Annotated in this window: 24 protein-coding genes; 8 read left to right on the top strand and 16 right to left on the bottom strand. The window is 70.5% G+C overall.

Annotation, left to right across the window (positions count from 1 at the left end):
* From TR46_RS11300 to TR46_RS11250, 11 genes are all read right to left on the bottom strand, one after another.
* A partial coding sequence (locus TR46_RS11300; protein ID WP_174505112.1) for a carbohydrate binding domain-containing protein occupies positions 1-641 on the bottom strand: 641 nt, incomplete at its 3' end.
* A 177-nt stretch (positions 642-818) separates the two neighbouring features.
* Complete coding sequence (locus TR46_RS11295) at positions 819-1,175, bottom strand: DoxX family protein (protein ID WP_042397833.1); 357 nt, start codon at positions 1,173-1,175, stop codon at positions 819-821.
* A gap of 132 nt (positions 1,176-1,307) precedes the next feature.
* Entirely contained in the window at positions 1,308-2,642 is a 1,335-nt protein-coding gene (locus TR46_RS11290) for an ammonium transporter (RefSeq protein WP_042397828.1), read from the bottom strand.
* Positions 2,642-4,093, bottom strand: a complete 1,452-nt coding sequence (locus tag TR46_RS11285; RefSeq protein WP_052432711.1) for an ammonium transporter — start codon at positions 4,091-4,093, stop codon at positions 2,642-2,644. The genes TR46_RS11290 and TR46_RS11285 overlap by 1 nt, the downstream gene beginning before the upstream one ends.
* A gap of 36 nt (positions 4,094-4,129) precedes the next feature.
* The gene (locus TR46_RS11280; RefSeq protein WP_042397825.1) at positions 4,130-5,104 is read right to left on the bottom strand and encodes an urease accessory protein UreD; all 975 of its coding nucleotides are present in this window, start codon (positions 5,102-5,104) and stop codon (positions 4,130-4,132) included.
* Positions 5,101-5,721: an urease accessory protein UreG gene (gene ureG / locus TR46_RS11275; protein WP_042397821.1), complete on the bottom strand. Its 621-nt coding sequence runs from the start codon at positions 5,719-5,721 to the stop codon at positions 5,101-5,103. Before ureG ends, TR46_RS11280 begins: the two co-directional genes overlap by 4 nt.
* 46 nt (positions 5,722-5,767) lie before the next feature.
* Positions 5,768-6,511 (bottom strand): urease accessory protein UreF, encoded by a 744-nt coding sequence (locus TR46_RS11270; RefSeq protein WP_042397819.1) that lies wholly within the window; start codon positions 6,509-6,511, stop codon positions 5,768-5,770.
* On the bottom strand, positions 6,508-8,232 hold the full coding sequence (gene ureC / locus TR46_RS11265) for an urease subunit alpha (RefSeq protein ID WP_042397817.1): 1,725 nt from the start codon (positions 8,230-8,232) through the stop codon (positions 6,508-6,510). The genes TR46_RS11270 and ureC overlap by 4 nt, the downstream gene beginning before the upstream one ends.
* Positions 8,232-8,702 carry an urease subunit beta gene (locus TR46_RS11260; protein ID WP_042397815.1) on the bottom strand — a complete coding sequence of 157 codons (471 nt, stop codon included), beginning with the start codon at positions 8,700-8,702 and terminating at the stop codon, positions 8,232-8,234. Before TR46_RS11260 ends, ureC begins: the two co-directional genes overlap by 1 nt.
* 68 nt (positions 8,703-8,770) lie before the next feature.
* A complete protein-coding gene (locus TR46_RS11255; protein WP_063770571.1) occupies positions 8,771-9,610 on the bottom strand; it encodes a sirohydrochlorin chelatase in 840 nt (279 codons plus the stop codon).
* Between the two features lie 3 nt (positions 9,611-9,613).
* Positions 9,614-9,919: an urease subunit gamma gene (locus TR46_RS11250; RefSeq protein ID WP_042397813.1), complete on the bottom strand. Its 306-nt coding sequence runs from the start codon at positions 9,917-9,919 to the stop codon at positions 9,614-9,616.
* 276 nt (positions 9,920-10,195) lie between these two features.
* Here TR46_RS11250 and TR46_RS39305 point away from each other — a divergent pair, with 276 nt between their 5' ends.
* The gene (locus TR46_RS39305; protein WP_042397811.1) at positions 10,196-12,136 is read left to right on the top strand and encodes an FHA domain-containing protein; all 1,941 of its coding nucleotides are present in this window, start codon (positions 10,196-10,198) and stop codon (positions 12,134-12,136) included.
* 54 nt (positions 12,137-12,190) lie between these two features.
* On the opposite strand, the gene TR46_RS11240 is transcribed toward TR46_RS39305, so the two are convergent.
* Complete coding sequence (locus tag TR46_RS11240) at positions 12,191-13,435, bottom strand: cytochrome P450 (RefSeq protein ID WP_084718286.1); 1,245 nt, start codon at positions 13,433-13,435, stop codon at positions 12,191-12,193.
* Positions 13,425-14,141 carry a cyclodityrosine synthase gene (locus TR46_RS11235; protein ID WP_042397810.1) on the bottom strand — a complete coding sequence of 239 codons (717 nt, stop codon included), beginning with the start codon at positions 14,139-14,141 and terminating at the stop codon, positions 13,425-13,427. Before TR46_RS11235 ends, TR46_RS11240 begins: the two co-directional genes overlap by 11 nt.
* A gap of 368 nt (positions 14,142-14,509) precedes the next feature.
* Between TR46_RS11235 and TR46_RS11230 the strand changes: the two genes are divergently transcribed.
* The 6 genes from TR46_RS11230 to TR46_RS11205 all read left to right on the top strand — a co-directional run bounded on the left by TR46_RS11230 (position 14,510) and on the right by TR46_RS11205 (position 17,742).
* On the top strand, positions 14,510-15,172 hold the full coding sequence (locus TR46_RS11230) for an ArsR/SmtB family transcription factor (RefSeq protein WP_042397809.1): 663 nt from the start codon (positions 14,510-14,512) through the stop codon (positions 15,170-15,172).
* 2 nt (positions 15,173-15,174) lie between these two features.
* A complete protein-coding gene (locus TR46_RS11225) occupies positions 15,175-15,912 on the top strand; it encodes an SRPBCC family protein (protein WP_042397806.1) in 738 nt (245 codons plus the stop codon).
* A gap of 65 nt (positions 15,913-15,977) precedes the next feature.
* Entirely contained in the window at positions 15,978-16,550 is a 573-nt protein-coding gene (locus TR46_RS11220; protein ID WP_042397804.1) for a dihydrofolate reductase family protein, read from the top strand.
* 42 nt (positions 16,551-16,592) lie between these two features.
* Entirely contained in the window at positions 16,593-17,015 is a 423-nt protein-coding gene (locus TR46_RS11215; protein WP_052432710.1) for a hypothetical protein, read from the top strand.
* Positions 17,016-17,121: 106 nt separating this feature from the next.
* Positions 17,122-17,349, top strand: coding sequence for a dodecin (locus TR46_RS11210; RefSeq protein ID WP_042397801.1), 228 nt, complete (start codon positions 17,122-17,124; stop codon positions 17,347-17,349).
* A gap of 3 nt (positions 17,350-17,352) precedes the next feature.
* A complete protein-coding gene (locus TR46_RS11205; protein ID WP_042397798.1) occupies positions 17,353-17,742 on the top strand; it encodes an MmcQ/YjbR family DNA-binding protein in 390 nt (129 codons plus the stop codon).
* Between the two features lie 57 nt (positions 17,743-17,799).
* On the opposite strand, the gene TR46_RS11200 is transcribed toward TR46_RS11205, so the two are convergent.
* A complete protein-coding gene (locus TR46_RS11200) occupies positions 17,800-18,915 on the bottom strand; it encodes an endo-1,4-beta-xylanase (RefSeq protein ID WP_052432709.1) in 1,116 nt (371 codons plus the stop codon).
* 263 nt (positions 18,916-19,178) lie between these two features.
* Between TR46_RS11200 and TR46_RS11195 the strand changes: the two genes are divergently transcribed.
* The gene (locus tag TR46_RS11195; RefSeq protein ID WP_042397795.1) at positions 19,179-19,928 is read left to right on the top strand and encodes a PIG-L deacetylase family protein; all 750 of its coding nucleotides are present in this window, start codon (positions 19,179-19,181) and stop codon (positions 19,926-19,928) included.
* Positions 19,929-19,940: 12 nt separating this feature from the next.
* On the opposite strand, the gene TR46_RS42220 is transcribed toward TR46_RS11195, so the two are convergent.
* Both TR46_RS42220 and TR46_RS11185 read right to left on the bottom strand, forming a co-directional pair.
* Positions 19,941-20,888, bottom strand: coding sequence for a hypothetical protein (locus tag TR46_RS42220; protein ID WP_042397792.1), 948 nt, complete (start codon positions 20,886-20,888; stop codon positions 19,941-19,943).
* Between the two features lie 278 nt (positions 20,889-21,166).
* Positions 21,167-21,913: an ABC transporter permease gene (locus TR46_RS11185; protein WP_042398078.1), complete on the bottom strand. Its 747-nt coding sequence runs from the start codon at positions 21,911-21,913 to the stop codon at positions 21,167-21,169.
* Positions 21,914-21,989: the final 76 nt, after the last annotated feature.

The following is a 21,989-nucleotide window of genomic DNA, read 5'->3' as shown; positions in this document are numbered from 1 at the left end:
GTGGTGGGCGGGGCGGTGGTCGGCGGTGCCGTGGTCGGCGGCGGGGTGCTGCCGCCGGGGCCGGTGAGCGACACGTCGTCCGCGTAGTACGTGGGCTGCCCGTACCAGCCGTGCAGGTAGACGGTCACCGAGGTGGTGGTCGCCCCGGTGGTGAACCCGACGCTGAGCTGGCTGTACGACGCGCTGTTCGGCGTCCAGGTGGACGGGGCGCTGGTCAGGCCGGTGCCGGTCGCACCCAGGTAGACGTAGCTGCCCTGGACGTAGGCGCTCAGTGTGTACTGGGAGTTGGGCTGCACGCTGACGGTCTGGCTGCACTGGGCGTCGTCCTGGCCGGCCGGCGTGGCCTTCAGCGCGGAGGCGCCGGAGTGGACCGGGCTGCTGACGGCCGTTCCGGAGCCGCTGGAGCAGGTCCAGCCGGTGAGCCCGCTCTCGAATCCGGGGTTGGCCACCAGGTTGGTGGTGGCCGCCCCGGCCGCGCCGGTACCGGCCACGACGGCGCCGGCACCGATGACGACAGCGGCGCTCACCCCGGCCAGGGAGCGCCTGAGGACCGTCTGCCGGTGCTCGCTGCCGGACTCCGGACAGGGGCGGAAGTCTCCCGGCACCGGCAGACGTGGACTACGCGGCCTCCGACGGAACATGGTGCGCTCCCTTCCCACCGGGCGCCATGGGCATGACCAGCGCGTGGGGGCGCGACGCCCGGCTGTGGGTGAGGTGGGGAAATGTGGGGGTGTGCCGGACCGGATCGTAGGAGGGGTGGCGAGGCGCGTCAATAGGTCTGGACCAATAGTGAGGGAAGCCCGCCTCAACCACCAGGACTACCAGGCCCCGTGGTGGAGCAGGCCCATGGTCAAGGCGGCTACAGCGGTGGCGAGGAAGACGATGCCGCCGACGATGTCGCGGGAGCCGACTCGCAGGTGGGCGATGATCGCGCCGATGAAGTACAGGATGAGGCCGGCGGCGGCCAGGGTTCCCAGGATCGGGACGGCGAGCCCGGCCAGCAGACCCACCGTGCCCGCGGCCAGCAGTGAGCCCAGCACCGGCACGTACTTCCGTGGCAGGCCCTTCATGTCCGCCTGGGTCTTGGGGTATTCGTGACCGATCAGGTAGGTGACGGCGGCGGCCCCGTTGAAGACCGCGCCGAGGATGGTGACCGTGAGGTAGGCGGCGAACACCGTTGCTCCGTTTCCATGGGGACAGTGGTCCAGTCCCCCGGCTGACAAGTCGGCGACCCGAAAGGTGACATCGACGGTCGGCGGCTCTTCGCACCGGCCCTCGACAGGGCCGGTGCGAGGATTGACGCAGAGTCAGTCAGCGGGCCGCTCGGCGTCGGTCGTGAGCATGCGACGGACCTGGTCCAGGAGAGCGGTGGCGTCCGGGCCGGGGTGGGGGGCGGGGTCACGGCCGCGCAGGGCGTCGGCGATCTCCTTGAACTGGGCGTCCCAGTCGTTCTGGTAGACCTGCTCGTGCTCCTCCGCGGCCGTCGACTGGCGCAGGCCCACCGTGAGGTCCACCACCTTGCCGATCAGCGCCGTCATGCCGAACGAGAAGAGGCCCAGCACCAGGACGGCCACCAACTGCTTGCCCAGCAGGTCCCAGCCGCCGCCGTAGAAGACGCCCTTCTTACCGGTCATCACGCCGGTCGCCGCGAGGCCGACCATCACCATGCCGAACAGGCCGCCCCAGCCGTGGATGCCGACCACGTCGAGCGTGTCGTCCACGCCGAAGCGGTACTTCCAGCTGATCGCGAAGGCACAGGTCAGCCCGGCCAGGAACCCGATGACCGTGGCCCAGGCCATGCTGACGCCGCCCGCGAGCGGGGTCATCGCGACCATCCCGGTCACCGCGCCCATGCACATGTCGAGCAGCCCGACCTTGCGGGCCCGCAGCCAGACGGTGAGGGACCAGCCGGCCATCGCAGCGCCCGCCGCCAGCTGGGTGTTCATCACGCCCATCGCGGCCGCGCCCGGAGTGCCCAGCGAGGAGCCGGTGTTGAAGCCGAACCAGCCGAACCAGAGCAGCGACAGGCCGACCACCACCAGCGGCAGGTTGTGCGGACGGATCTTCGTCCGTTCGAAGTCCTGCCGCCTGCCCGCCACCAGGGCCAGGGCCAGACCGGCCGCCCCCGAGCTCAACTCGACGACCGTGCCGCCGGAGAAGTCGACCGCGCCGACCTGCTTGGCGACCCACCCGTCGGGCGCGAACACCCAGTGCGCCATCGGGATGTAGACCAGCAGCGTCCACGCGCAGACGAAGGCGATCCAGCCCCGCATCGTCGCCCGTCCGGCGACCGAGCCGCTGATCAGCGCGACCGTCACGATGGCGAACGACATGTGGAAGACCGAGAAGGCCACGGTCGGGACCCCGGCGGTGGAACTGCCCGTGCCCACCCCCGACATGAACAGGTGGTCCACCCCGCCGATCAGTCCCAGCCCGCCTGCGTCCGTTCCGAACGCGAGGCTGTAGCCGACCGCGAACCAGATCACGGTCACCAGGACCAGGCAGACGAAGCACATCTTGAGCATGGCGATGACCTGACTGGTCTTCACCATGCCGCCGTAGAAGAAGGCCAGGCCCGGAGCCATCAGCAGCACCATCGCCGCGGCCATCATCAACCAGGCGGAGTTGCCCGAATCCGTCATCACTTCTCCTGGTCCCGTCGCACCAGCACCTCACGGAGCTCGGCGAGCAGCCGGTGGTCGGCGGCGGCGCCGTCCTCGGCCCCGCCTCCGGCACCGGCGCCACCACCGCCCGCTCCCGCGCCGTCCATGCCACCCAGGCCGTCACCCAGGCCGACCGCGCCACCCGCGCCGACGGCGACCGGCATCCGGGCGGCGATCAGGCGTGAGCGGATCTCGGAGATCGTCTCGTCGTCGTAGGCCTGCTCCTCCTCCTGGCCGGGGACGTGCTCGTACTCCTCGTCGGCCCGGAAACCGACCGTCTTCTCGACCGCCTTGGCGATCAGCCAGGTGGCCGCGAACGAGAATGCCGCGCAGGCGACGACCGCGACCGCCTGACGCCACAGCAGGCCGACGCCGCCACCGTAGAAGAGGCCCTTCTTGCCGCTCATCTGCGCGGTCGCGAAGAGGCCGATGGCCAGGGTCCCTACGATGCCGCCGAAGCCGTGCACACCCACCACGTCGAGGGTGTCGTCGTAGCCCATCCGGTACTTGAAGTTGATCGCGAACGCGCACACCACACCGGCGGCGAAGCCGACCGCCAGCGCGCCGACCGGTGAGATCTCACCGCAGGACGGGGTGATCGCCACCATGCCGGCGACGGCTGCGCCGGCGACGCCGAGCATCTCGACATGGCCGAGCTTCCACTTCTCGATCAGCGGCCAGCCGACCATCGCACCGGCGGCGGCGAGCTGGGTGTTGAGGAAGGCCATCGGCGCCGTGCCACCGGTCTGCAGGGCAGAGCCGGCATTGAAGCCGAACCAGCCGAACCAGAGCAGCGCCAGGCCGATCACGACCAGCGGCAGGTTGTGCGGACGGATGGTCTCGCGCTCGAAGTCCTTGCGCTTGCGCACCACGATCGCGACGGCGAGGCCGGCCGCACCGGAGTTGATCTCGACCGGCAGACCGCCGGCGAAGTCCAGCGCGCCCAGGTGGGAGGTCACCCAGCCGTCCGGGGCGAACACCCAGTGCGCCAGCGGGACGTAGACCAGCAGCGTCCAGGCGGTGGCGAACCACACCCAGCCGCGCATGGTGGCCCGACCGGCGATGGAACCGCTGATCAGGGCGACCGTGATGATGGCGAAGGCCATCTGGAAGCAGGAGAAGATCACGGTCGGGATGCCCGTGGAACCCCACAGGCTGGTCATCCCGATGTCGTGCATCATCCAGTGGCTGGGAGTGCCGATCAGGCCGCGGCCGCCGACGTCCTTGCCGAAGGCGAGGCTGTAGCCGATGGCCAGCCACAGCAGGGTGACGACGGCCAGGCAGACGAAGCTCATCTTCAGCATGACCAGGACGTGCTTGGTCTTGACCATGCCGCCGTAGAAGAAGGCCAGGCCGGGCGTCATCAGCAGCACCATCGCGGTGCTGGCCATCAGCCAGGCGGTGTTGCCCGTATCGATCGAGGGGTGCATCCGAGGTCTCTCCGGGAGGTGGGGACGGGGACAGGGTCAGGACTTGCGGATCACCGGGGCCGGGACACCGATGAGCAGTCGGCGCACGGCGTCCCAGGCGCGCCGCACCGCGGCGTTGACGGTGGGTGAGTCGTGGCCCAGGACGCGCAGCCAGGCGCCGGCGTCGTCGGGCAGCACGCTGACGCCGAAGAGCAGACCGTTGCCCAGCGGGGCGAGAGCGTCGTGCAGGGCGTCAGCGACCACGGCGGCGGGGGCCAGCGGGGTGACCGCGAAGAAGCTGGCGACCAGGTCGTGGCAGCCGAGGACGGCCGGGCCGGTGACGCCCGCGCCGCCCGGCTCCAGCCGCACGGTGTCCAGGGCAAAGAGCCGACCGTCCGGTCGCCGCCACTCCAGGTCCGAGGCGAGCACCTGGTACGCGTGGCGCTCGCCCCGCGCCAGCCGTCCGGCCAGCAGCGTCTCGGAGAGCAGCACGGTCGCGGTCCGGTCGGCGGTGACCACGGTGCGCTGGTAGAAGCGGGACTCCCGGTGCGGGATCACGGCCTCGGGCAGGTACTCGACGTAGGCGTTGCGGCCGGCTGTCAGGAAGACCTGCTGGGTGGCGTAGTCGGCGTCCATCCGGTGGACCTTGGTCGCGGCCTGGGTGGTCAGGTGCACAGCCGTGTCCGCGCCGCAGCGCAGGTCGAGCCGGAGCCGGTCCGCCTGGACGATGCCGCCGCCGGTGGACATCAGACAGGTCACCGCCAGGTCCGGGCGCGCGGGGTCGAAGTAGAGCGGCCGCATGATCTGCAGCGGCGACTTCTGGTAGTGGCCGACCAACTCGGTGCGCGGGCCGGTGGCGGTGGGCGGCCCGACGCGCTCAAAGGCGAGTTCCAGCAGGCCGACCTTGCCCGCCGCGCCCACACCGAGCGCACTCGGTCCGAGCGCACCGGGACCGCCCGCGTGCCGCCGCACCTCGCCGGGGACGCGGGCCGGCTCATAGTGCGCGGGGGCGAGCCGGACGGCGGTCGTCATGCGGAGACCCGGCGGTAGCTCTCCAGCAGGTCGGCCACCCGGTCGATGCCGTCGCCGGTCAGGCTGTTGGTGAGGACGACCGGACGGCCCTCGCGGACCCGGTCGGCGTCGGCGGTCATCACGGCGAGATCGCAGCGCACGTACCGGGCGATGTCGGTCTTGTTGATCACCAGCACGTCCGAGTCGGTGATGCCCGGACCGCGCTTCCGCGGCATCTTCTCGCCCTCCGCGGTGTCCAGCACGAAGAAGAACATGTCCGCCAGCACGGGGCTGAAGGTGAGCGTGAGGTTGTCGCCACCCGACTCGTAGAGCAGCGTGTCGATGTCGGGGAACCGCTCCAGCAGTTCGGCGCCCGCCGCCAGGTTCATCGTCGGGTCGTCGCGGACGGCGGTGTGCGGGCAGGCCCCGGTCTCCACCCCGACCACCCGCTCCGGGTCGAGCACCCCGGCCAGATTCCGGCGGACGTGCTGGGCGTCCTCCTGCGTGTAGATGTCGTTGGTGACCACGGCCGGCCGTCGGCCCCGGGCGATCAGCACCGGAACCAGGGCCTCGATCAGCGCGGTCTTACCGGAGCCCACGGGTCCGGCGACGCCCACGCGCAGTACGTCGTCCGTCATGATTCGGCCTGCTCTCTCTTGTGCTCTCCACTGATGTGACGTTCCGTCATGACGCGAACATCCGTGCCTCGGCGCGTTCATGACGGCCGGACATGATGTCCGCCGCCGGAACGCAGCCACCGAGGTCGGCTGCTTCGCGGCGGAGCGCCGCCGCGGTGACCTCCTTGATCGCCGGGGCGATCGAGCGGAGCGTGGTCTGCGCGCGGCGGTGGTCCGTCAGCCGCAACCGCAGCGCGGCGCCGGTGAAGCTGACCGCGAACGCGAACAGGTCGCTCGCCACCGCCTGTTCGGTCCCGACGCCGCCGGACGCGTACGCCACCCCGGCCGCCACGGCCTGGCAGCCGGGAGCGCGCCCGGCCGTCACGAGAGTGGCGTAGCGGTCCAGGATCGGGCCGCCGAGGGCGAGTTGCGCGGTGTCGAGCAGTTGTCGACCGGTCCGGATTGCGGCCAGGCGCAGTTCGCGGTTGAGCTTGCTCGCGTGCAGGCGCTGGTCCACCTCGGCGACGGTGTCCCAGTCCCCGGTAACGGCCGCCCGGTGGGCCAGGGCCAGCGCGGTGGCGTCACCCGGGCCGATCGAGTGGCGCAGCAGGTCGGTCAGCAGCACCGGCATGCTCGTCGCACTCACGGCCTTGGCCTGGAGGAAGCCCTCCAGGCTGTGGGAGAGGGTGTAGCGGCCGCTCGGGAAGGCCGAGTCGGTCAGCTGCAGGCTGACCAGCAGGGTGTCCAGGGCGCCCCCCGTCGCAGCCGAAGCCGCGGTAGCAGCCGAGGCCGCGGTCGCGGTCGCGGTCATGCGAGGTAGAACAGCTGGTTGAGGGGCAGCGTCGTGGCCGGGGCGATAGTGGCGGGTTCGCCGTCCAGCGTCACCCGGTAGGTCTCCGGATCGACCTCGATCCTCGGGAGCGCGTCGTTGCGCACCATGTGCTGCTTGCCCACGGTCCGGCAGTGCCGGACCGGCAGCACCCGGCTGTCCAGCCCGAGTTCGGCCGGCACCCCCCGGTCCACCGCGGCCTGGGACATGAACGACACCCTGGTCGCCTGCCGGGCCCTGCCGAACGCCCCGTACATCGGGCGGTAGTAGATCGGCTGGGTGGTCGGCAGCGATGCGTTCGGGTCGCCCATCAGCGCCCAGTTGACCATGCCGCCCTTGATGACCAGCTTGGGTTTGGCGGCGAAGGAGTTGATCGGCCAGAGCACGATGTCGGCCAGCTTGCCCGGCTCCAGCGAGCCGATGTAATCGGCCGTGCCGGAGGCGATCGCCGGGTTGATGGTGAGCTTGGCCAGGTAGCGCAGTACCCGGACGTTGTCGTTGCGCGCGCTGTCGCCGTCCAGCTTGCCGCGCTGGTCCTTGCAGTGGTGCGCGGTCTGGAACGCCCGGGCGAAGGACTCGCCGATCCGGCCCATCGCCTGCGAGTCCGAGGAGAAGATACTGATCACGCCCTCGTCATGGAGCACCGTCTCGGCGGCCACCGTCTCCGGCCGCACCCGCGAGTCGGCGAAGGAGACATCCTCGGGGATGTCGTGGCTCAGGTGATGACAGACCATCACCATGTCGAGCAGCTCGTCGATCGAGTTGACGGTGTAGGGCAGCGTCGGATTGGTGGACGAGGGAAGCACGTTGGGCTCGCCTGCGATCCGCATGATGTCCGGGGCGTGGCCACCGCCGGCGCCCTCGGTGTGGAAGGTGTGGATGGTGCGGCCGTCGATCGCCGACAGGGTGTCCTCGAAGAAGCCGGACTCGTTCAACGTGTCGGTGTGGATCGCCACCTGCACGTCGTACTCGTCGGCGACGCGCAGCGCGGTGTCGACCGCGGCCGGGGTGGCGCCCCAGTCCTCGTGCACCTTCAGGCCGCAGACGCCCGCCTCGACCTGCTCGCGCAGCGCCCCGGGAAGGGAGGCGTTGCCCTTGCCCAGCAGTCCGACGTTGACCGGCAGGTCCTCGACCGCCTGGTACATCCGGCCGATGTTCCACGGGCCGGGCGTACAGGTGGTGCCGTTGGTGCCGTCGGTCGGGCCGGTGCCGCCGCCGATGAGGGTGGTGATCCCGTTGCTCAGGCCCTCCTGGACCTGCTGCGGGGCGATGAAGTGGATGTGCGTGTCGATGCCGCCCGCGGTGGCGATCAGGTGCTCTCCCGAGATCACCTCGGTCCCCGGGCCGATCACCAGCTCGGGGTGCACACCGCTCTGCAGGCGAGGGTTGCCGGACTTGCCGACGGCGGTGATGAAGCCGTCCCTGACGCCGATGTCGCCCTTGACGACGCCGAGGACCGGGTCCAGCACGACGACATTGGTGATCACCAGGTCGAGCGCGCCCTGCAGGTTGGTCGCGGCCGGGTCCTGGGCCATGCCGTCGCGGATGACCTTGCCGCCGCCGTACACGGCCTCGTCGCCGTAGTGGCCCTGGTTGAAGTCCCGCTCGACCTCCACCACCAGGTTGGTGTCGGCGAGGTGGAAGCGGTCGCCGACGGTGGGGCCGAACAGGTCGGTGTACTGCCGGCGGGGGATGATCGCCATCAGAGGCCGCCCTCCGCGCCGGCGCTGTCAGCCTCGGCACCCGCGCCTGCGTCGGCGTCGGCGTCTGCGTCGGCGCCGGTTTCCAGGCCGGCCCCGGCCCCGGCGCTGTGGAAGCCGCGGGACGCCGCTCGCCGCAGCGCCCGGTTCCGGGTGTCGGCCGAGCCCAGGCCGCCGTCGACGAGGGCGCTGAAGCCCACCAGCCGCCGGTGCCCGGCGTACGCGGCCAGATCTACCTCGCGGGTGTCGCCCGGCTCGAACCGCACGGCGGTGCCGGCCGGCAGGTCGAGGTGCATGCCGTAGGCAGCGGCGCGGTCGAACTCCAGTGCCCGGTTGACCTCGAAGAAGTGGTAGTGCGATCCGACCTGGACGGCGCGGTCGCCGGTGTTGCTCACCGACAGGCCGACCTTGGCCCGACCGGCGTTGATCTCCACGGGGTCGTCCCCGTACAGGTAGACGGGCCTTCCTGACATGCGTCGGCGCTCCTCGGCGGTCGGTTGGTCGGTAGGTCGATGGATCGACAAGTCGGTGGATCGACAGGTCAGTGGCGGTGCGCGTGGGTGTGCGCGTGGGTGTGCGCGTGGCCCTGTGCGGGTGCGGGTGCGGGCCCGTCCGGCCGCGGCGGGACGGCCTGCGGGCCGTGGGAGTGCGGGAAGCCATGGCCGTGCTCCGCGTCCAGACCCGCGGCGATCCCGTTCTCGCCGTGCGCCAGGCGCTCCCGTGCGACCGTCACCCTGGCCTGCAGCACACCGGTGATGGCACGCCGGGTCAGCAGCGGGCCGCCGTGCTCGGAGCCGGGCACATCCGGCGGCGGGCCGAACGCGGCGGGCAGCAGTACGACCTGCCGGGCGCCGAGCCGTCGGCAGCGCTCGACGCCCTCGGCGACGTCCGGGTCACCCCCTTCGAAGGCGACCTCGACCCACCGGTGGGTCCGGTACTGGCGGGCCAGCCGGGCGACATGGAACAGCTCCGCGTCCTCGAACGGACCGGCCGCCGGTGCGGTCACCAGTACCGCTGTGTCCTCCGGACGGTCCCCGACCCCGCGTCCGGCGGCTGCTCGCAGCCAGCCGATCAGATGGCTGGGCGTGCCGAACGGTTCCGTCAGGGCGATCCGGCCCCCGGAGTCCGGGCCGGACAGCCAGCGCAGCGTCCGCGCGGTGTCCGCGATCAATCGCGGGTCGCGGCCCAGGGTCATCGGCAGGACGCAGACCGGGCCGTTGGTCCGGGCCAGGGCCTCGGTCACGGCTGCCGCGAGGTCCCGGCCGACGCCGACCGCGCGGAAGGCCGGGCCACCCTCACAGAGCGGGCTCAGCCGACTGCCTGCCGCGCTCTCGTGTCCGCCGACCAGGATCAGGCCGGCCGCCGTGCTGGGCCCCGGCATGGATCAGGCACCGACCGGGTCGTGGCAGGAGACCAGCTTGGTCCCGTCCAGGAAGGCGGCCTCGATCTGCAGCAGCGAGAGCATCTCGCGCACGCCGGGCATGACCTCCCGGGTGGAGACGACCTTCTTGCCGAGCTCCATGCACTCGGCGACGGTCCTCCCGTCCCGGGCCGACTCCAGGATCGCCTCGCTGATCAGCGCGACCGCCTCGCTGTAGTTCAGCTTGACGCCGCGGTCGCGGCGACGGCGCGCGAGGTCGGCCACCACGTAGACGTAGAGCTTGTCGATCTCCCTCGGAGCGAGATTCATAGAGCACTCCTAGTTTCGGGATGCGGAATTCTATTTCCGACTGGGGGAAACGTAGAGCACCCCACAAGGAACGTCAACATGTTGTTGAAGACCCTTTCCCAACCCTTGACGGGCTTGATGAAGCCTTTAAGCCAACACTCGGCGGCGGCGGGTCCCGCGGCGGTTCGCGCAGCCGTGGAAAGCCGCCCGCAGCTATGCTTTCGCTGATTGAGCATTCATCAATTCGGCGTCGGGGGCGGGGTCTTGTGGACGCCGGATCGCACAGAAGGAGCGCCGGTGCCACCGGTCATCGTTGGGCGCAAGGGGCCATTCGCCGGGCAGCGGATTCCGCTGGGCAGTGAGCCGATCACCCTGGGGCGCAAGGGGGACAGCGACATCGTCATCGTCAGCCCGATCGCCTCGCGGCTGCACGCCGAGATCGTGCCCGAGGACGGCGGCTTCGTGCTGTACGACCGGGACAGCAGCAACGGCACGCTGGTCAACGGGGAGGAGGTGACCCGCCATGTGCTGATGCCGAACGACCTGATCCGGATCGGCGAGGAGGCCTTCGCCTTCGAGCTGACCGATGCCATGGAGACGCTGCTGGACCTCTCCGTCAAGGAGGCGGAGGCGCTCCCCCGGGCCGCCGACCCGGACACCCTGCGGGTCACCGTCTCCGGCGGCGGGCCGGTCGGGCTGGCCTTCGCGCTGCTGCTGGAGAGCATGATGGGGTCGCGGGCGGCGATCACCGTCTACGACGGGCGCTGGACCCGGGACGGCGCCGCGGTGGTCTGGAAGGACCAGGCGCAGGGCAACATCCGGCGCAAGCAGGTGGTGACCGTGCAGAGCCGTCAATACCTGAACCTCCCCGAGGACGTGCAGGCGCGGCTGTTCACCCCGGACGGCTTCTCCGAGATGTGGCCGGCCGGCCCCGACTCGATCAACGGCCGCCCGCCGCGCAACATCCCCATCGCCGCCATCGAGGACCGGCTGCTGGAGCTGGCCAACGAGAAGAAGGACCGAATACGCCTGGTCCCGGTCCGCTTCGACATCGCCGAGCGGCAGCGCGAACTCGCCGACCAGCACGTCCTGGCGATCTGCGAGGGCGGCCGCTCCCACACCCGCGAGCACTTCGGCAACAAGTTCGGCGCGGCCGACCCGTCCATCTACTCCCTCAACGGCGAGCACGTCCACGACTTCATCCTGGGCCTGAAGGTGAATTCCGGCCTGCCGGACCCGATGAGCGTGATGCTCACCGTGGCGCAGAACCGCTTCCTGCTCAACTCACTGCGCGGCGAGGGCTTCCTCAACATGCGGCTGACGGACACCGAGGCCGAGGAGGTCGTCGGGATCGACCCGGTCCGCAAGGTCTTCGAGTCGTGCATCGCCTCGCGGCCGTGTGTGATGGACCGCGACGCGGACGGCGACTTCAAGTGCCCGACCCACGGCACCCTCTTCCTCCCCGCGCTGGTCCGGGGATCCGCACTGTGGAAGCGGGTCCAGGAGGGCCTGAAGCTCTTCGGCGTCGCCGAGGCCGACCTGTCGGCGGTCACGTCGTTCCGCCTCGACATGGTGCAACGGCCCCGCTTCACCTCCATGCTGTACCCCAGGACCGCCAAGACTCCCGGCACCTACGGCTTCCTGCTGGGCGACGCCGCCAACGCCATCCACTTCTGGCCCGGCCGGGGCCTCAACAGCGGGCTGGCATCAGCGATATCGCTGGCCCGATCGCTCAACAGCGCCTGGCGCGGCAAGCAGTTCCGTGACGCGGACTTCCTCCGCCACGAGGCGGCGATGTCGGTGCTCCAGTACCGGCACAAGAGCCGTGCCTGGAACGCCATGGTGACCACCAACGACGAGGGCGTCACCTATGCGATCAAGGAGCGGATCGCTGAAAGCATCGCTGCGGCCATGACGGAGCCGACCGAGGGGGCCGGGGCCGAGAAGACCCGGACGGACGATATCGACACGCTGCTGGGCCATCTGCGCGAGATCGGCGCGCGCCTGGCCCCGCGCATGCCCGACCTGCCCGACGAGGCGACGCTACGGGCCCACCTGGAGACGCTGGAGAGCGGAACGCTGCGGACCCTGCGGGAGAGTGAGCCCTGGGACACCCTGATCGTCAGCGGCGAGGAGGTCGACATCGACATCTTCTACCGGCAGGAGCCGTCCGTCGTCGGATTGAAGCTCCCCGACCCGCGCAGCGCGAAGCGCCCGCCGCACGCGACCACCCGCTGACCCGGGCGGGCGGCCACGGCGCGGCGGGAAGTCACGGCGAAGTGGGCGCTGAGTTCACCACAGCACGGGGAGGCGTTCCGGCATGCGCTTCATGAAGCCGGTTCGCCAGACCAACTGCTCGACCGGAACCGCGAGTTGCAGCTCGGGGAGCCGGTCGAGCAGGGTCTCCAGGGCGATCTCGGTGTGCCGCTTCCCCAGGGCGGTGGCGGGGCAGTAGTGCTGTCCGCCGCCGAAGGACAGGTGCGCGGTGCTGTTCGGCCGGTCGATGTCCACCCGGAACGGGTCGGCGAACACTTCGGGGTCGAAGTTGGCGCCCTCGACCAGGACCAGCACCAGTTCGCCCTTCCTGACCAGGACGTCCCCGAGGGTGACGTCCTCCAGCGCCACCCGGGGCAGGCCGTCGCCGATGGACAGGTTCACCCGCAGCAGTTCGTCGACCGCCGCCGGGATTCTGCCGGGGTCGGCACGCAGCTCGGCCCATACCTCCGGGTGCTGGATGAGCGAGAAGACCGCCATGGTCAGGAACGCCGAGGTCGAGATGACCCCCGCGCCGAACATGGTGACCCCGACCGTGGCGAGCATCTCGTCCGTGAGGTGGTCGTAGTCCGGGTCCTGACGGAGCATCGCCAGCTCGGCCATCAGCCCGGTGGTGGCGGGGTCGTCCAGGCGTTCCACCATGTAGGCCATGTCGCGGTCCCAGTTCAGCTTGGCGCCGGTGACCGGGCAGGCCGAGTTCATGAACGCGATGTCCAGGCTGGGCGCCAGCCGGGCGGCGTCCTGGAGCGGGATGCCGAGGATGCGGCAGTGCAGGGCCTCCGCGTAGGGGTTGGCGAACCGGGCTCGCAGGTCCACCGGCGCGCCCTGCGCCAGCAGGCCGTCGACCAGCTCCGACGCGTACGAGCGCATCCACTCGACCAGCCCGTCGGCCTTGGGGTTGATCGCCCGCAGCACCGCCTTGCGCAGGCCGGCTCCGGTGATGTTGCCCATGTTGTTGACCACCTCCGGCGGGATGGTCAACGCATACTGCCGGGGCGCACCCGGCGCGGAGGTGTCCTTAAGGCTGAACCTGCGGTCCTCCAGGACCTGCGAGCACAACGCGTGGGACGAGACCAGCCAGGCCGGATCGCCCGCGATGGTCCGCACCCGCTTGACCGGCTCCGCGCGCAGCTCCGCCACCTCGGCGGGGAGCCGGTCCCCGCGCCAGGAGAACGGGAAGGCCGGCAGCTCCTCGACGTCCGGCGCCTCGGCGTCCGGCGCCTCGGTGTTCGGGGGCTCCGTGCTCAGGGTCTCAACGGACATCGGGGTCTCCTTCGAGGGGAACGACGACGGCATGGCCCTGGTTGCGGGAGGCGCGCAGCCCGGACCCCCGCGAGTAGAGCAACTCGGCCATCGGAAGCAACTGGTGATAGCAGTTCAGGGACGAGGGGACTCCCAGGATCGCGGGGGTGTCCAGGAAGAGCGGGGCCTCCGCGCACACGTACTCCAGGCACACCTCGCGCTGCCGCGCGGTGGCCGTCCTGCCGTCGAGGACCTTGGAGGAGAGGAAGGAGTCCACCAGTGCGTTGCAGGTCGCGCGGAACTCCGCGTCCTCGGCCAGCAGGGCGTGCAGACGGTCGTGGATCCGCCGGTAGGCGGGGTTGTCCGTGAAGTCGGACATGGCGTGGGCTCTGAGCCGGCCTCGCTCGGGATCCACCGTCTCCACCGCGCCGTTGACCTTGGCCCGCACACCGCGCAGGTTCTTGACCGCCTTGCGCCGGGCGTCGTCGGGCGTGTAGCCGAGCGCCTCGTACATGTCGGCCACATGGAGGTCGGTGTAGACGAGATCGATCTCGCGGAAGTTCTCGATCCCCCAGCGGGCCAGGTCGACGATGCGCTGGGCCGAGAAGTAGCTGTTCCCCGGGGAGACGCCGATCACGGCGTGGTCGCCCTCGCTGTGGATGACCTGGCAGTGCGGGGTGTAGGGCCGGACTTCGAAGATGCTTAAGGTTTCGGTCGCTGTCGTCAACAGAGAGCGTCCTTCGCGTCGCAAGTCCCGGAGGAGCCCTGTGCTCCTGGTGTGGCGACGACACGAGAAGTAAACGTGCGGATGCGGACAGTGTCAACGATCAGCCGGAGCGCGGACCCGGGGGCGCTCACGGTTCCTACAAGGCCACCCACGGGTTACCGCCGCGCCCAGAAAGGCGCTGGTCACACCCACGAGCCAGGTTCCGGAAGGCATCGGTCCGGGCAACTGCGCTGATTTCCACGGCACTTGGAGCGATGTCGGCGGCCCCGCGCAGGGGAACATTCGTGCCTTTCGACAAACCTCGCCGAACCGTCCCCGACAAGTTCCATTGTCTTGACAAAATTTTTTGTCCGTCGCATTCTGGAGGAGTGCTGGACGTCGCTGTGATCGAAGAACCCGCTGCGGCCGAGGCCTCCCTGGACCCCATCCGGTCCCGGGTCCTCGCCGCCCTGGCCGAGCCCGGCTCGGCCACCATGCTGGCCGCCCGCATGGGGCTGCCCCGGCAGAAGGTCAACTACCACCTGAAGGAACTGGAGCGGCACGGGCTGGTCGAACTGGTCGAGGAGCGCCGCAAACGCAATGTGACCGAACGGGTCTACCGCGCCACGGCGGCCTCGTATGTGATCTCCCCGACCGTCCTGGCCGCTCTGAGCCCGGACCCGTCCCGCTCCCCCGACCAGCTCTCGGCCCGCTGGCTGCTGGCCCTGGGGTCGCGGCTGGTGCAGGAGGTCGGGCAGTTGCTGACCGGCGCCGCCCGGGCCGGCCGTCGCGTCGCCTCCTTCGGCATCGACGCCGAGGTGCGGTTCGCCTCCGCGGCCGACCGGACCGCGTTCGCCGAGGAACTGGCGCAGTCCGTGGCAGCCCTGGTCAGCCGCTACCACGACGAGGCCGCACCGGGCGGCCGCAGCCACCGGGTGATCGTCGGGCTGCACCAGATACCCGCCGGCCCCTCCGCGGGAGCCCCGGAGACGCAGGCAACGCACGAGACCCGGGCAACGCCGCCCGAAGCGAAAACGGAAACGGAGAACTGACGATGACGCACCCGTTCGACATCGAACTGGAAACCACGCTGCCGGCCGGTCCGGAACAGGTCTGGGAGGCCATCGCCACCGGACCCGGGATCGACTCCTGGTTCATGGGCCGCAACGAGGTGGAGGGGCGTGAAGGCGGCGTCGCCGCCATGGAGACCGGCGGTCGGCGGGAGGAAGCCGTGATCACCGCCTATGAACCCGGCAAGCGCTTCGCCACCCGCACCCCCGCCGCCGAGGACGGCCGGTTCATGGCCTTCGAGTACCTCATCGAGGCCCGCGACGGCGGCAGTACGGTGCTCCGCGTCGTCCACAGCGGGCTGCTCGGCGACGACTGGCAGGACGAGTACGACGCCCTGCGCCGCGGCTGGCCCTTCCACCTCAACACGCTGCAGCAGTACCTGACCCACTTCCCGGGACGCACCGCCGTCCCGGTCTTCGCCGCGGTGCCGACCGGCGAACGGTCGGCGCAGGACGTCCGGGCGGCACTCGCCCGCGGGCTCTCACTGCCCGTCCCGGTGACCGTCGGCGCACGGGCACAGGCCGGGCCTGCGAACCTGCCGCCGCTGGACGGCGAGGTGGTCTGGGCGTCCGACGAGAACGTCGAGGTCCGCACCGCCGATGGGATCTACGCCTTCTACCAGGGCCCCGGCATCGTGCTGATGTTCCATCACCTGTTCGGACCGGCCACGGACGGGGCCGAAGCGGCCTGGCAGCAGTGGCTGGCCGGAATCCTCGGCTGATCAGCCTCTATCTCGACAAACCGACAACACGACAGACAACGTCACAGGAATCCAAGGAGCCCGCAATGCGCACTCTCATCAGCACCGCCTTCATCTCCCTCGACGGCGTCGTGGAGGCCCCGGGGGGCGAACCCGGCTACCGGAACTCCGGCTGGAGCTTCAAGGGCGTCGAGTTCGTGCCCGAGTCGTTCGAGATCAAGGGACGCGAGCAGGAGGAGTCCACCGCCATCCTCCTGGGCCGGGTCAGCTACCAGGCCTTCAGCCCGGTCTGGCCGGACATGGCGGAGTTCGCCCGGTACCGGACGATGCCGAAGTACGTCGTCTCCACCACTCTCACCGACGACCAGTTGGTCTCCAACTGGGGCGAGACCCGCATCCTGCGCTCGCTCGACGAGGTCGCCGCACTCAAGCAGACCGAGGGCGGCCCGATCATCGTCCACGGCAGCGCCTCCCTGAACCACGGCCTCTCGGACGCGGGCCTGATCGACCGCTACCACCTGCTCGTCTATCCGCTCCTGCTCGGCGCCGGCAAGCGCCTGTTCAGTACCACGGACAAGGACACCCAGCGGCTGAAGCTGGTGGAGCACGAGGTCTACTCCAACGGCCTGCAGAAGCAGATCCTCGACGTCGTCCGGTGACCCGTCATCCCGTCGGGCGCGTCCTCGGCTAGCGTGTGGGCCATGAGCGCCGACGCGCCTCCGGGGCCGGGCCTGCGGCGGATCCGCCTCGCCGCGGCCGCACTGCTGCTCTGCGCGGGCTGCGCTGCGACAGCGCACTCCACCGGTTTGCCGCCCGATTCCTCGCCCGATCCGTCGCCCTCGGCGACGCGGGTCGATCCGGTCGAGCAGTGCGCGGACTCGGTGGCGTACTGGGTGCGGTACCTGGTCACACCCGGCAATGACCAGGGGTTCGACTACCAGGAGATGGGGCTGTCCGGCGGTGAGAACGACATCGTGAACGCCCTGCTGCCGACCGCGCGGGCGACCGTGCAGCGGCAGGGGCCGTCCGCCGCGCAGGCGGACGCGCTGGCACAGGCGCGACCGCGGTGCCGGGCCTACCTCGCCGCCGCCTCCGGCAGCCCTGCCCCGGGCTGGCCCAGGTAGTGGACCGGGGCCGGTCGCCGTTCGCCGTTCGCCGTATGTCGTGCGGAGGGCCCGGTGGTGCGGCAGGGTGGAGAGGGCAGTAGTCCCCGCGAGAACGGAGTCCGCCATGAGCGACCACACCTACCGGGTCACCGAGATCGTCGGGACCTCGTCCGAGAGCGTCGAAGCCGCCGTGCGCAATGCGGTGGGCCGGGCGTCGCAGACCTTGCGCGGCCTGGACTGGTTCGAGGTGACCCAGGTCCGCGGAAGCATCACCGACGGGACCGTCAGCCAGTTCCAGGTGGGGCTGAAGGTCGGCTTCCGTCTGGAGGACCCGGAAGGGCCGGCGTCGTAGCCCGTGGCCGACTGGGACGACGTCCGGCGGCTCGCACTGGCACTGCCGGGCACCAGCGAGGTGGTCTCGCGGGGGACGGCCTCGTGGCGGGTCAAGGACCGGGGCTTCGTCTGGGAGCGCCCGCTCCGGAAGACGGACCTGGAGGCCCTCGGCGACAAGGCCCCGCAGGGGCCGATCGTGGCCGCGCGGGTGGCGGACCTCGGTGTCCGCCAGGCGCTGATCGCCGGGGATCCGGCGGTCTACTTCACCATCCCGCACTTCGACGGCTTCCCCGCGGTCCTGGCGCTGCTGGACCGGATCGACGTGACGGAGCTCGGCGAGCTGATCGTCGAGGCCTGGCTGGACCGGGCGCCGAAGCGACTGGCCGCGGAGTACCGCGACCAGTCGCCGTGAGGGCGGTCCGGGAAGAGAGATCGGACCAACGGAAGGTCAGCGCTGGGTGGCTGACGGTCAGTGGGAGGAGGTCCGCCGACCCGCGGCCAGTGCCGACCGGACCGCGTAGTAGGCGGGCTTCGCCTGGTAGGAGGCGTCGTAGAGGTTGGCCGCGCCCTGCCCCGCGAAGACCCCGGGCACCCAGGAGTGGCCGTCGTCGAACTCCCAGGCGGTGACTCCGACACAGCCGCGCACCTGCACGCAGTCGGTGACCACCGAGCCGTAGTCGGCGGCCTGCTGGGTGAGTTCGGCGGCGGTGGCCGGGAGTTCGACCCGGTCGTCGAGCTCGGTGACCGCGACGTTCACCCCCAGCTTGGTGAAGCGCTGCATATTGGCCTTGATGTCGGTCGGCAGCTCACCGGCGATGAAGTGGCTCTCCAGGCCCACGCCGCCGATCGGCACACCCTCCGCCCTGAGCTGCTTGACCAGTGCGTACATCGCGTCACTCTTGGCGTTCTGGCCCTCGATGTTGTAGTCGTTCAGATACAGCACGGCCTTCGGGTCGGCCTGGTGCGCCCAGCGCAGCGCGTCGGCGATGTAACCGGGGCCCAGGGCGTTGTACCAGAGGTCCTGGACGTAGGAGCCGTCGCCGTTGAACGGCTCGTTGACCACGTCCCAGGCGTAGATCTTGCCCTTGAAGTGGCTGACCTCGTCGGTGATGTGCTTCTTCAGCAGCGCGGCGAGCTGGGCCGAGGAGTAGCTGCCGCTGGTCAGCCAGGTGGGCAACTGCGAGTTCCAGACCAGGTTGTGGCCGCGCACCAGCATGTGGTGGTCCTGGGCGAAGCTGACGATCTGGTCGGCCGGAGCCCAGTCGAAGGCGCCCTGAGTGGGCTCGACCGAGGACCACTTCATCTCGTTCTCCGGGGTCACCGCGTCGAACTGGGTGGCCGCGATCGAGCTGTAGGTGCTGTCGGAGGCGAGCGTGCCGGCCGCGAGGGCGGATCCGACGTAGATCCCGTCGTGCGCGGCCAGGCTGCGCAGCGGGGCGTTCCTCCCGGCAGTGCCGCCGTGCGCGGCGGCGGGCAGGGTGGCGCCGGCGACCGCGGCAACGGCGACCGCGGCGGTCAGCAGGGTACGGCGCAGTCGGCCGCTGGTGGCGCGGCGGGACGGGGCACTGCTGGGTGGGCGGTGCATGGTTTCTCCTGGGGATAAGCGAAAGTTTCGGCAATATTTCCGATCCGGCGCAGACGCTAGACCCCGCCTCAGGGACCGTCAAGAGCTGTGGCACAGCCACATCAGGCGGCACCCTTCGACACCGAATCCCTTGACGTACGGATATTGAAGGCTCTAGGTTCCGGTCACTGTTCGGCCATGGATTCGAAAGTTTCGGGTGGACTGTCAGCGAAGACAGCGCCTGCGTACCGTGGGAGGTGAGCCAACGGACCTGGAGGGACGCCATGACCGAGACCGACCAGGCACCGCCGCCGTTCGAGCCGGTGGACGAGGACTGGCAGACCGCGCTCGCGGTGGTCGCGCACCCCGACGACATGGAGTACGGCGCGGCCGCGGCCGTCGCCCGCTGGACCGCGCAGGGAAAGACCGTCGTCTATGTGATGGTCACCAGCGGTGAAGCCGGGATCGACTCGCTCGACCCCGCGGAGTGCGGCCCGCTGCGCGAGGCCGAGCAGATCGCCTCCGCCGCCGTGGTCGGCGTCGACACCGTCGAGTTCCTCGGGCATCAGGACGGCGTACTCGAGTACGGGCTGCCGCTGCGCGCGGACATCGCCCGCGCGGTACGCCGGCACCGGCCGGACGTGGTGGTCACCACCAACTTCCGGGAGACCTACGGCGGGGTGTTCCCCAACCAGGCCGACCACATCGCAGCGGGCCGGGCCGCGCTGGACGCAGTGCGCGACGCCGGCAACCGCTGGGTCTTCCACGAGCAGCTCAAGGACGGCCTGGAGCCGTGGAACGGGGTCCGGATGGTGCTGGCGGCCGGCTCCCCCGAGGCCCGCCACGCGGTCGACACCAGCGACCACTTCGCCCTGGGCGTGGCCTCGTTGAAGGAGCACAAGGCCTATCTGGCGGGCCTGGGCGGGGAGATGGCCGACGCCGACGAGTTCCTGGAGTCCTTCGCCCGGATGGCCGGCAGCAGGCTGGGTGTGCGCTATGCGTCGAGTTTCGAGGTGATCTCGCTGCGCGGCTGAGGCGGCCGGGCCTCAGCGGTGGGTGCCGCTGCGGCGGCGGGCAGCGAGGACCCCGGCGCCGCCGACGACGATCAGGGCGGCGCCGGTCCCGGCGATCAGGGTGCTGTCGGTGCCCCCGCCGGTGTCGGCGAGTTCCGCACCGGCGGAAGCCGCGGACGGGCTCTCCGCCATGCTGCTGGGCGACGTGGACGGCATCGACGGCGCAGAGGCGGATGCCGATGCGGACCTCGTGGCCGTGGCACTCGACGACGCCTTCACCGTGGTGTCCAGGCCCGTCAGCTGCTGGTCGGAGACGGCGTAGTCGGCCCCGCCCGCTCCACCGCAGACCGCTCCGCCCGGCAGCGGGGCGATGGGGGTCGGTCCGCCGGAGGGCGGCTCGTTCAGCACCGGTGCGCCGGTGCCCACCAGCGCGGAGGCGGTCTCGTTCCAGATCGGCGGGTAGTCGGTCCACGGGTAGACCGTGGTGAGGACGATTCGCAGGTGGACCACGTCCTGCTGACCGGCGGCCATGGTCGTGCCGGACTTGAGTACCAGTCGGCTGGACGTGTAGGGGACGCTCTTCCAGCCCGACCCGGTCTGCATCTGCACCGTGACGGTGGTGTCGGGGTAGGTGTAGGAGTGCGCCGAGATGTAGAAGAACTCAAGGACCTCGTCCACACCGGAGACCGCCTGGTGCGACGTGTTGGTGAAGGTGAGGTCCACCGGGGTGGCCGCCCCCTTCAGCGGGATCCGCTTGCTCGCGAGCCCGGTGAGCGACGCGGAGAAGGAGCAGGCCTTCGCCCGGGCGTTCGAGGCAGCGGAGGCGGAGACGGAGGAGGCGGAGGCTGTCGCCGCGGCGGACGCGGACTGCGAACCGGCAGCGGACTGCGACGCTGACGGAGTGGCGGCGGCCTCGGTGCCGGTTCCCAGGGCGACGAGTCCGCACGCCAGGACAGCTGTGGTGGCACGGGCAAGGCTCATGATGCGCTCCGGATCGGTGGCTGCCGCCCGAGGGGCCCCGGGTGCGGCTGCGTCAGGTGGGGTGCAGCCATCGAACAGTAGCGATTCTGTGCCGTCCCTGAGAAGAAACCACGGACATGGGCACGGTAAGAGCCAAGCCCGTCACGGTAGTTGGCGCGCAGTACGCGGTCAGGACCCGCCGTCGGCCTGCTGACCGCCGGAGAGGCGTGAGGGCGCCGAAGGAGCCGTCCCGTGCGGCGTTCCGCGCGGGACGGTGCCTTCGGGCTCGGGTGGTCCGGTCAGACGGACTTCTGGTAGGAGCGGAAGGTGCGCAGGGAGAGCCAGACCGCGAAGGCGGCCAGCAGCAGGGTCCAGCCGCCGTGGCTGAGCACCGACCACCAGTCGGGGTGGGCCGCCATGGCGGCTCGGCCGGTCTCCAGGGCCCAGTTGACCGGGTTGAACCTGGCCACCACCTGCATCCAGTGCGGCATCAGGGTCGGCGGCATGAAGGCCGAGGAGAGGAAGGTCAGCGGCAGCAGCAGGAAGGTGTTGATGCCGATGATCGACTCACGCTGGCGCACCAGCATGCCCAGGGCGTTGGAGAAGGCGCCGAAGATGGTGCCCAGCGCCGAGGCGACCACGACCAGGATCAGCAGGCCGAGGACGCCGCCGGGATAGTGGGCGCCGCCGATCCAGCCGAGCAGGATGATGATCAGCGACTGGATCGCGGTGGTGGCCGACTGCGCCACCACGTTGGCGTTCATCAACGCGCTGCGGTGGACCGGGGTGATCAGGAAGCGGTTCAGGGTGCCCCGCTCGATCTCCTCCAGGGTGCCCATCCCCGCCCACATGTTGGCGGAGACCGCGCTCATCACGATCACCCCGGGGACCAGGTAGTCCAGGTAGCTGCCGGCGCCGAAGCCGGGCAGCTCGACCACCTTGCGGAACAGCGCACCGAACAGGAACAGCCAGATCACCGGCTGGATCAGGGTGATGATCAGGTAGGCGGGCTGCCGGGCGAAGGCCATGAACTGACGCTGCGTCATGAACCAGGTCTGGGCCGCCCCCTCGGTGAGCCGGGGGCGTGCGCCGCTGCCGCGGGCACCGGTCGGCGCCGGAGCG

The sequence above is a fragment of the Streptacidiphilus carbonis genome (genome assembly GCF_000787775.1).
Classification (GTDB): domain Bacteria; phylum Actinomycetota; class Actinomycetes; order Streptomycetales; family Streptomycetaceae; genus Streptacidiphilus; species Streptacidiphilus carbonis.
This window is presented reverse-complemented; position numbering and strand designations above follow the sequence as displayed.

Coding starts and splice junctions, on each gene's coding strand:
- TR46_RS11290 (WP_042397828.1), bottom strand. CDS start 2,642: ATGACGGATTCGGGCAACTCCGCCTGGTTGATGATGGCCGCGGCGATG.
- TR46_RS42220 (WP_042397792.1), bottom strand. CDS start 20,888: ATGAGCCTTGCCCGTGCCACCACAGCTGTCCTGGCGTGCGGACTCGTC.
- ureG (WP_042397821.1), bottom strand. CDS start 5,721: ATGACGGACGACGTACTGCGCGTGGGCGTCGCCGGACCCGTGGGCTCC.
- TR46_RS11280 (WP_042397825.1), bottom strand. CDS start 5,104: ATGACGACCGCCGTCCGGCTCGCCCCCGCGCACTATGAGCCGGCCCGC.
- TR46_RS11255 (WP_063770571.1), bottom strand. CDS start 9,610: ATGCCGGGGCCCAGCACGGCGGCCGGCCTGATCCTGGTCGGCGGACAC.
- TR46_RS11260 (WP_042397815.1), bottom strand. CDS start 8,702: ATGTCAGGAAGGCCCGTCTACCTGTACGGGGACGACCCCGTGGAGATC.
- TR46_RS11200 (WP_052432709.1), bottom strand. CDS start 18,915: ATGCACCGCCCACCCAGCAGTGCCCCGTCCCGCCGCGCCACCAGCGGC.
- TR46_RS11270 (WP_042397819.1), bottom strand. CDS start 6,511: ATGACCGCGACCGCGACCGCGGCCTCGGCTGCTACCGCGGCTTCGGCT.
- TR46_RS11215 (WP_052432710.1), top strand. CDS start 16,593: ATGAGCGCCGACGCGCCTCCGGGGCCGGGCCTGCGGCGGATCCGCCTC.
- TR46_RS11225 (WP_042397806.1), top strand. CDS start 15,175: ATGACGCACCCGTTCGACATCGAACTGGAAACCACGCTGCCGGCCGGT.
- TR46_RS11195 (WP_042397795.1), top strand. CDS start 19,179: ATGACCGAGACCGACCAGGCACCGCCGCCGTTCGAGCCGGTGGACGAG.
- ureC (WP_042397817.1), bottom strand. CDS start 8,232: ATGGCGATCATCCCCCGCCGGCAGTACACCGACCTGTTCGGCCCCACC.
- TR46_RS11220 (WP_042397804.1), top strand. CDS start 15,978: ATGCGCACTCTCATCAGCACCGCCTTCATCTCCCTCGACGGCGTCGTG.
- TR46_RS11285 (WP_052432711.1), bottom strand. CDS start 4,093: ATGCACCCCTCGATCGATACGGGCAACACCGCCTGGCTGATGGCCAGC.
- TR46_RS11210 (WP_042397801.1), top strand. CDS start 17,122: ATGAGCGACCACACCTACCGGGTCACCGAGATCGTCGGGACCTCGTCC.
- TR46_RS11240 (WP_084718286.1), bottom strand. CDS start 13,435: ATGTCCGTTGAGACCCTGAGCACGGAGCCCCCGAACACCGAGGCGCCG.
- TR46_RS11250 (WP_042397813.1), bottom strand. CDS start 9,919: ATGAATCTCGCTCCGAGGGAGATCGACAAGCTCTACGTCTACGTGGTG.
- TR46_RS11185 (WP_042398078.1), bottom strand. CDS start 21,913: ATGACGCAGCGTCAGTTCATGGCCTTCGCCCGGCAGCCCGCCTACCTG.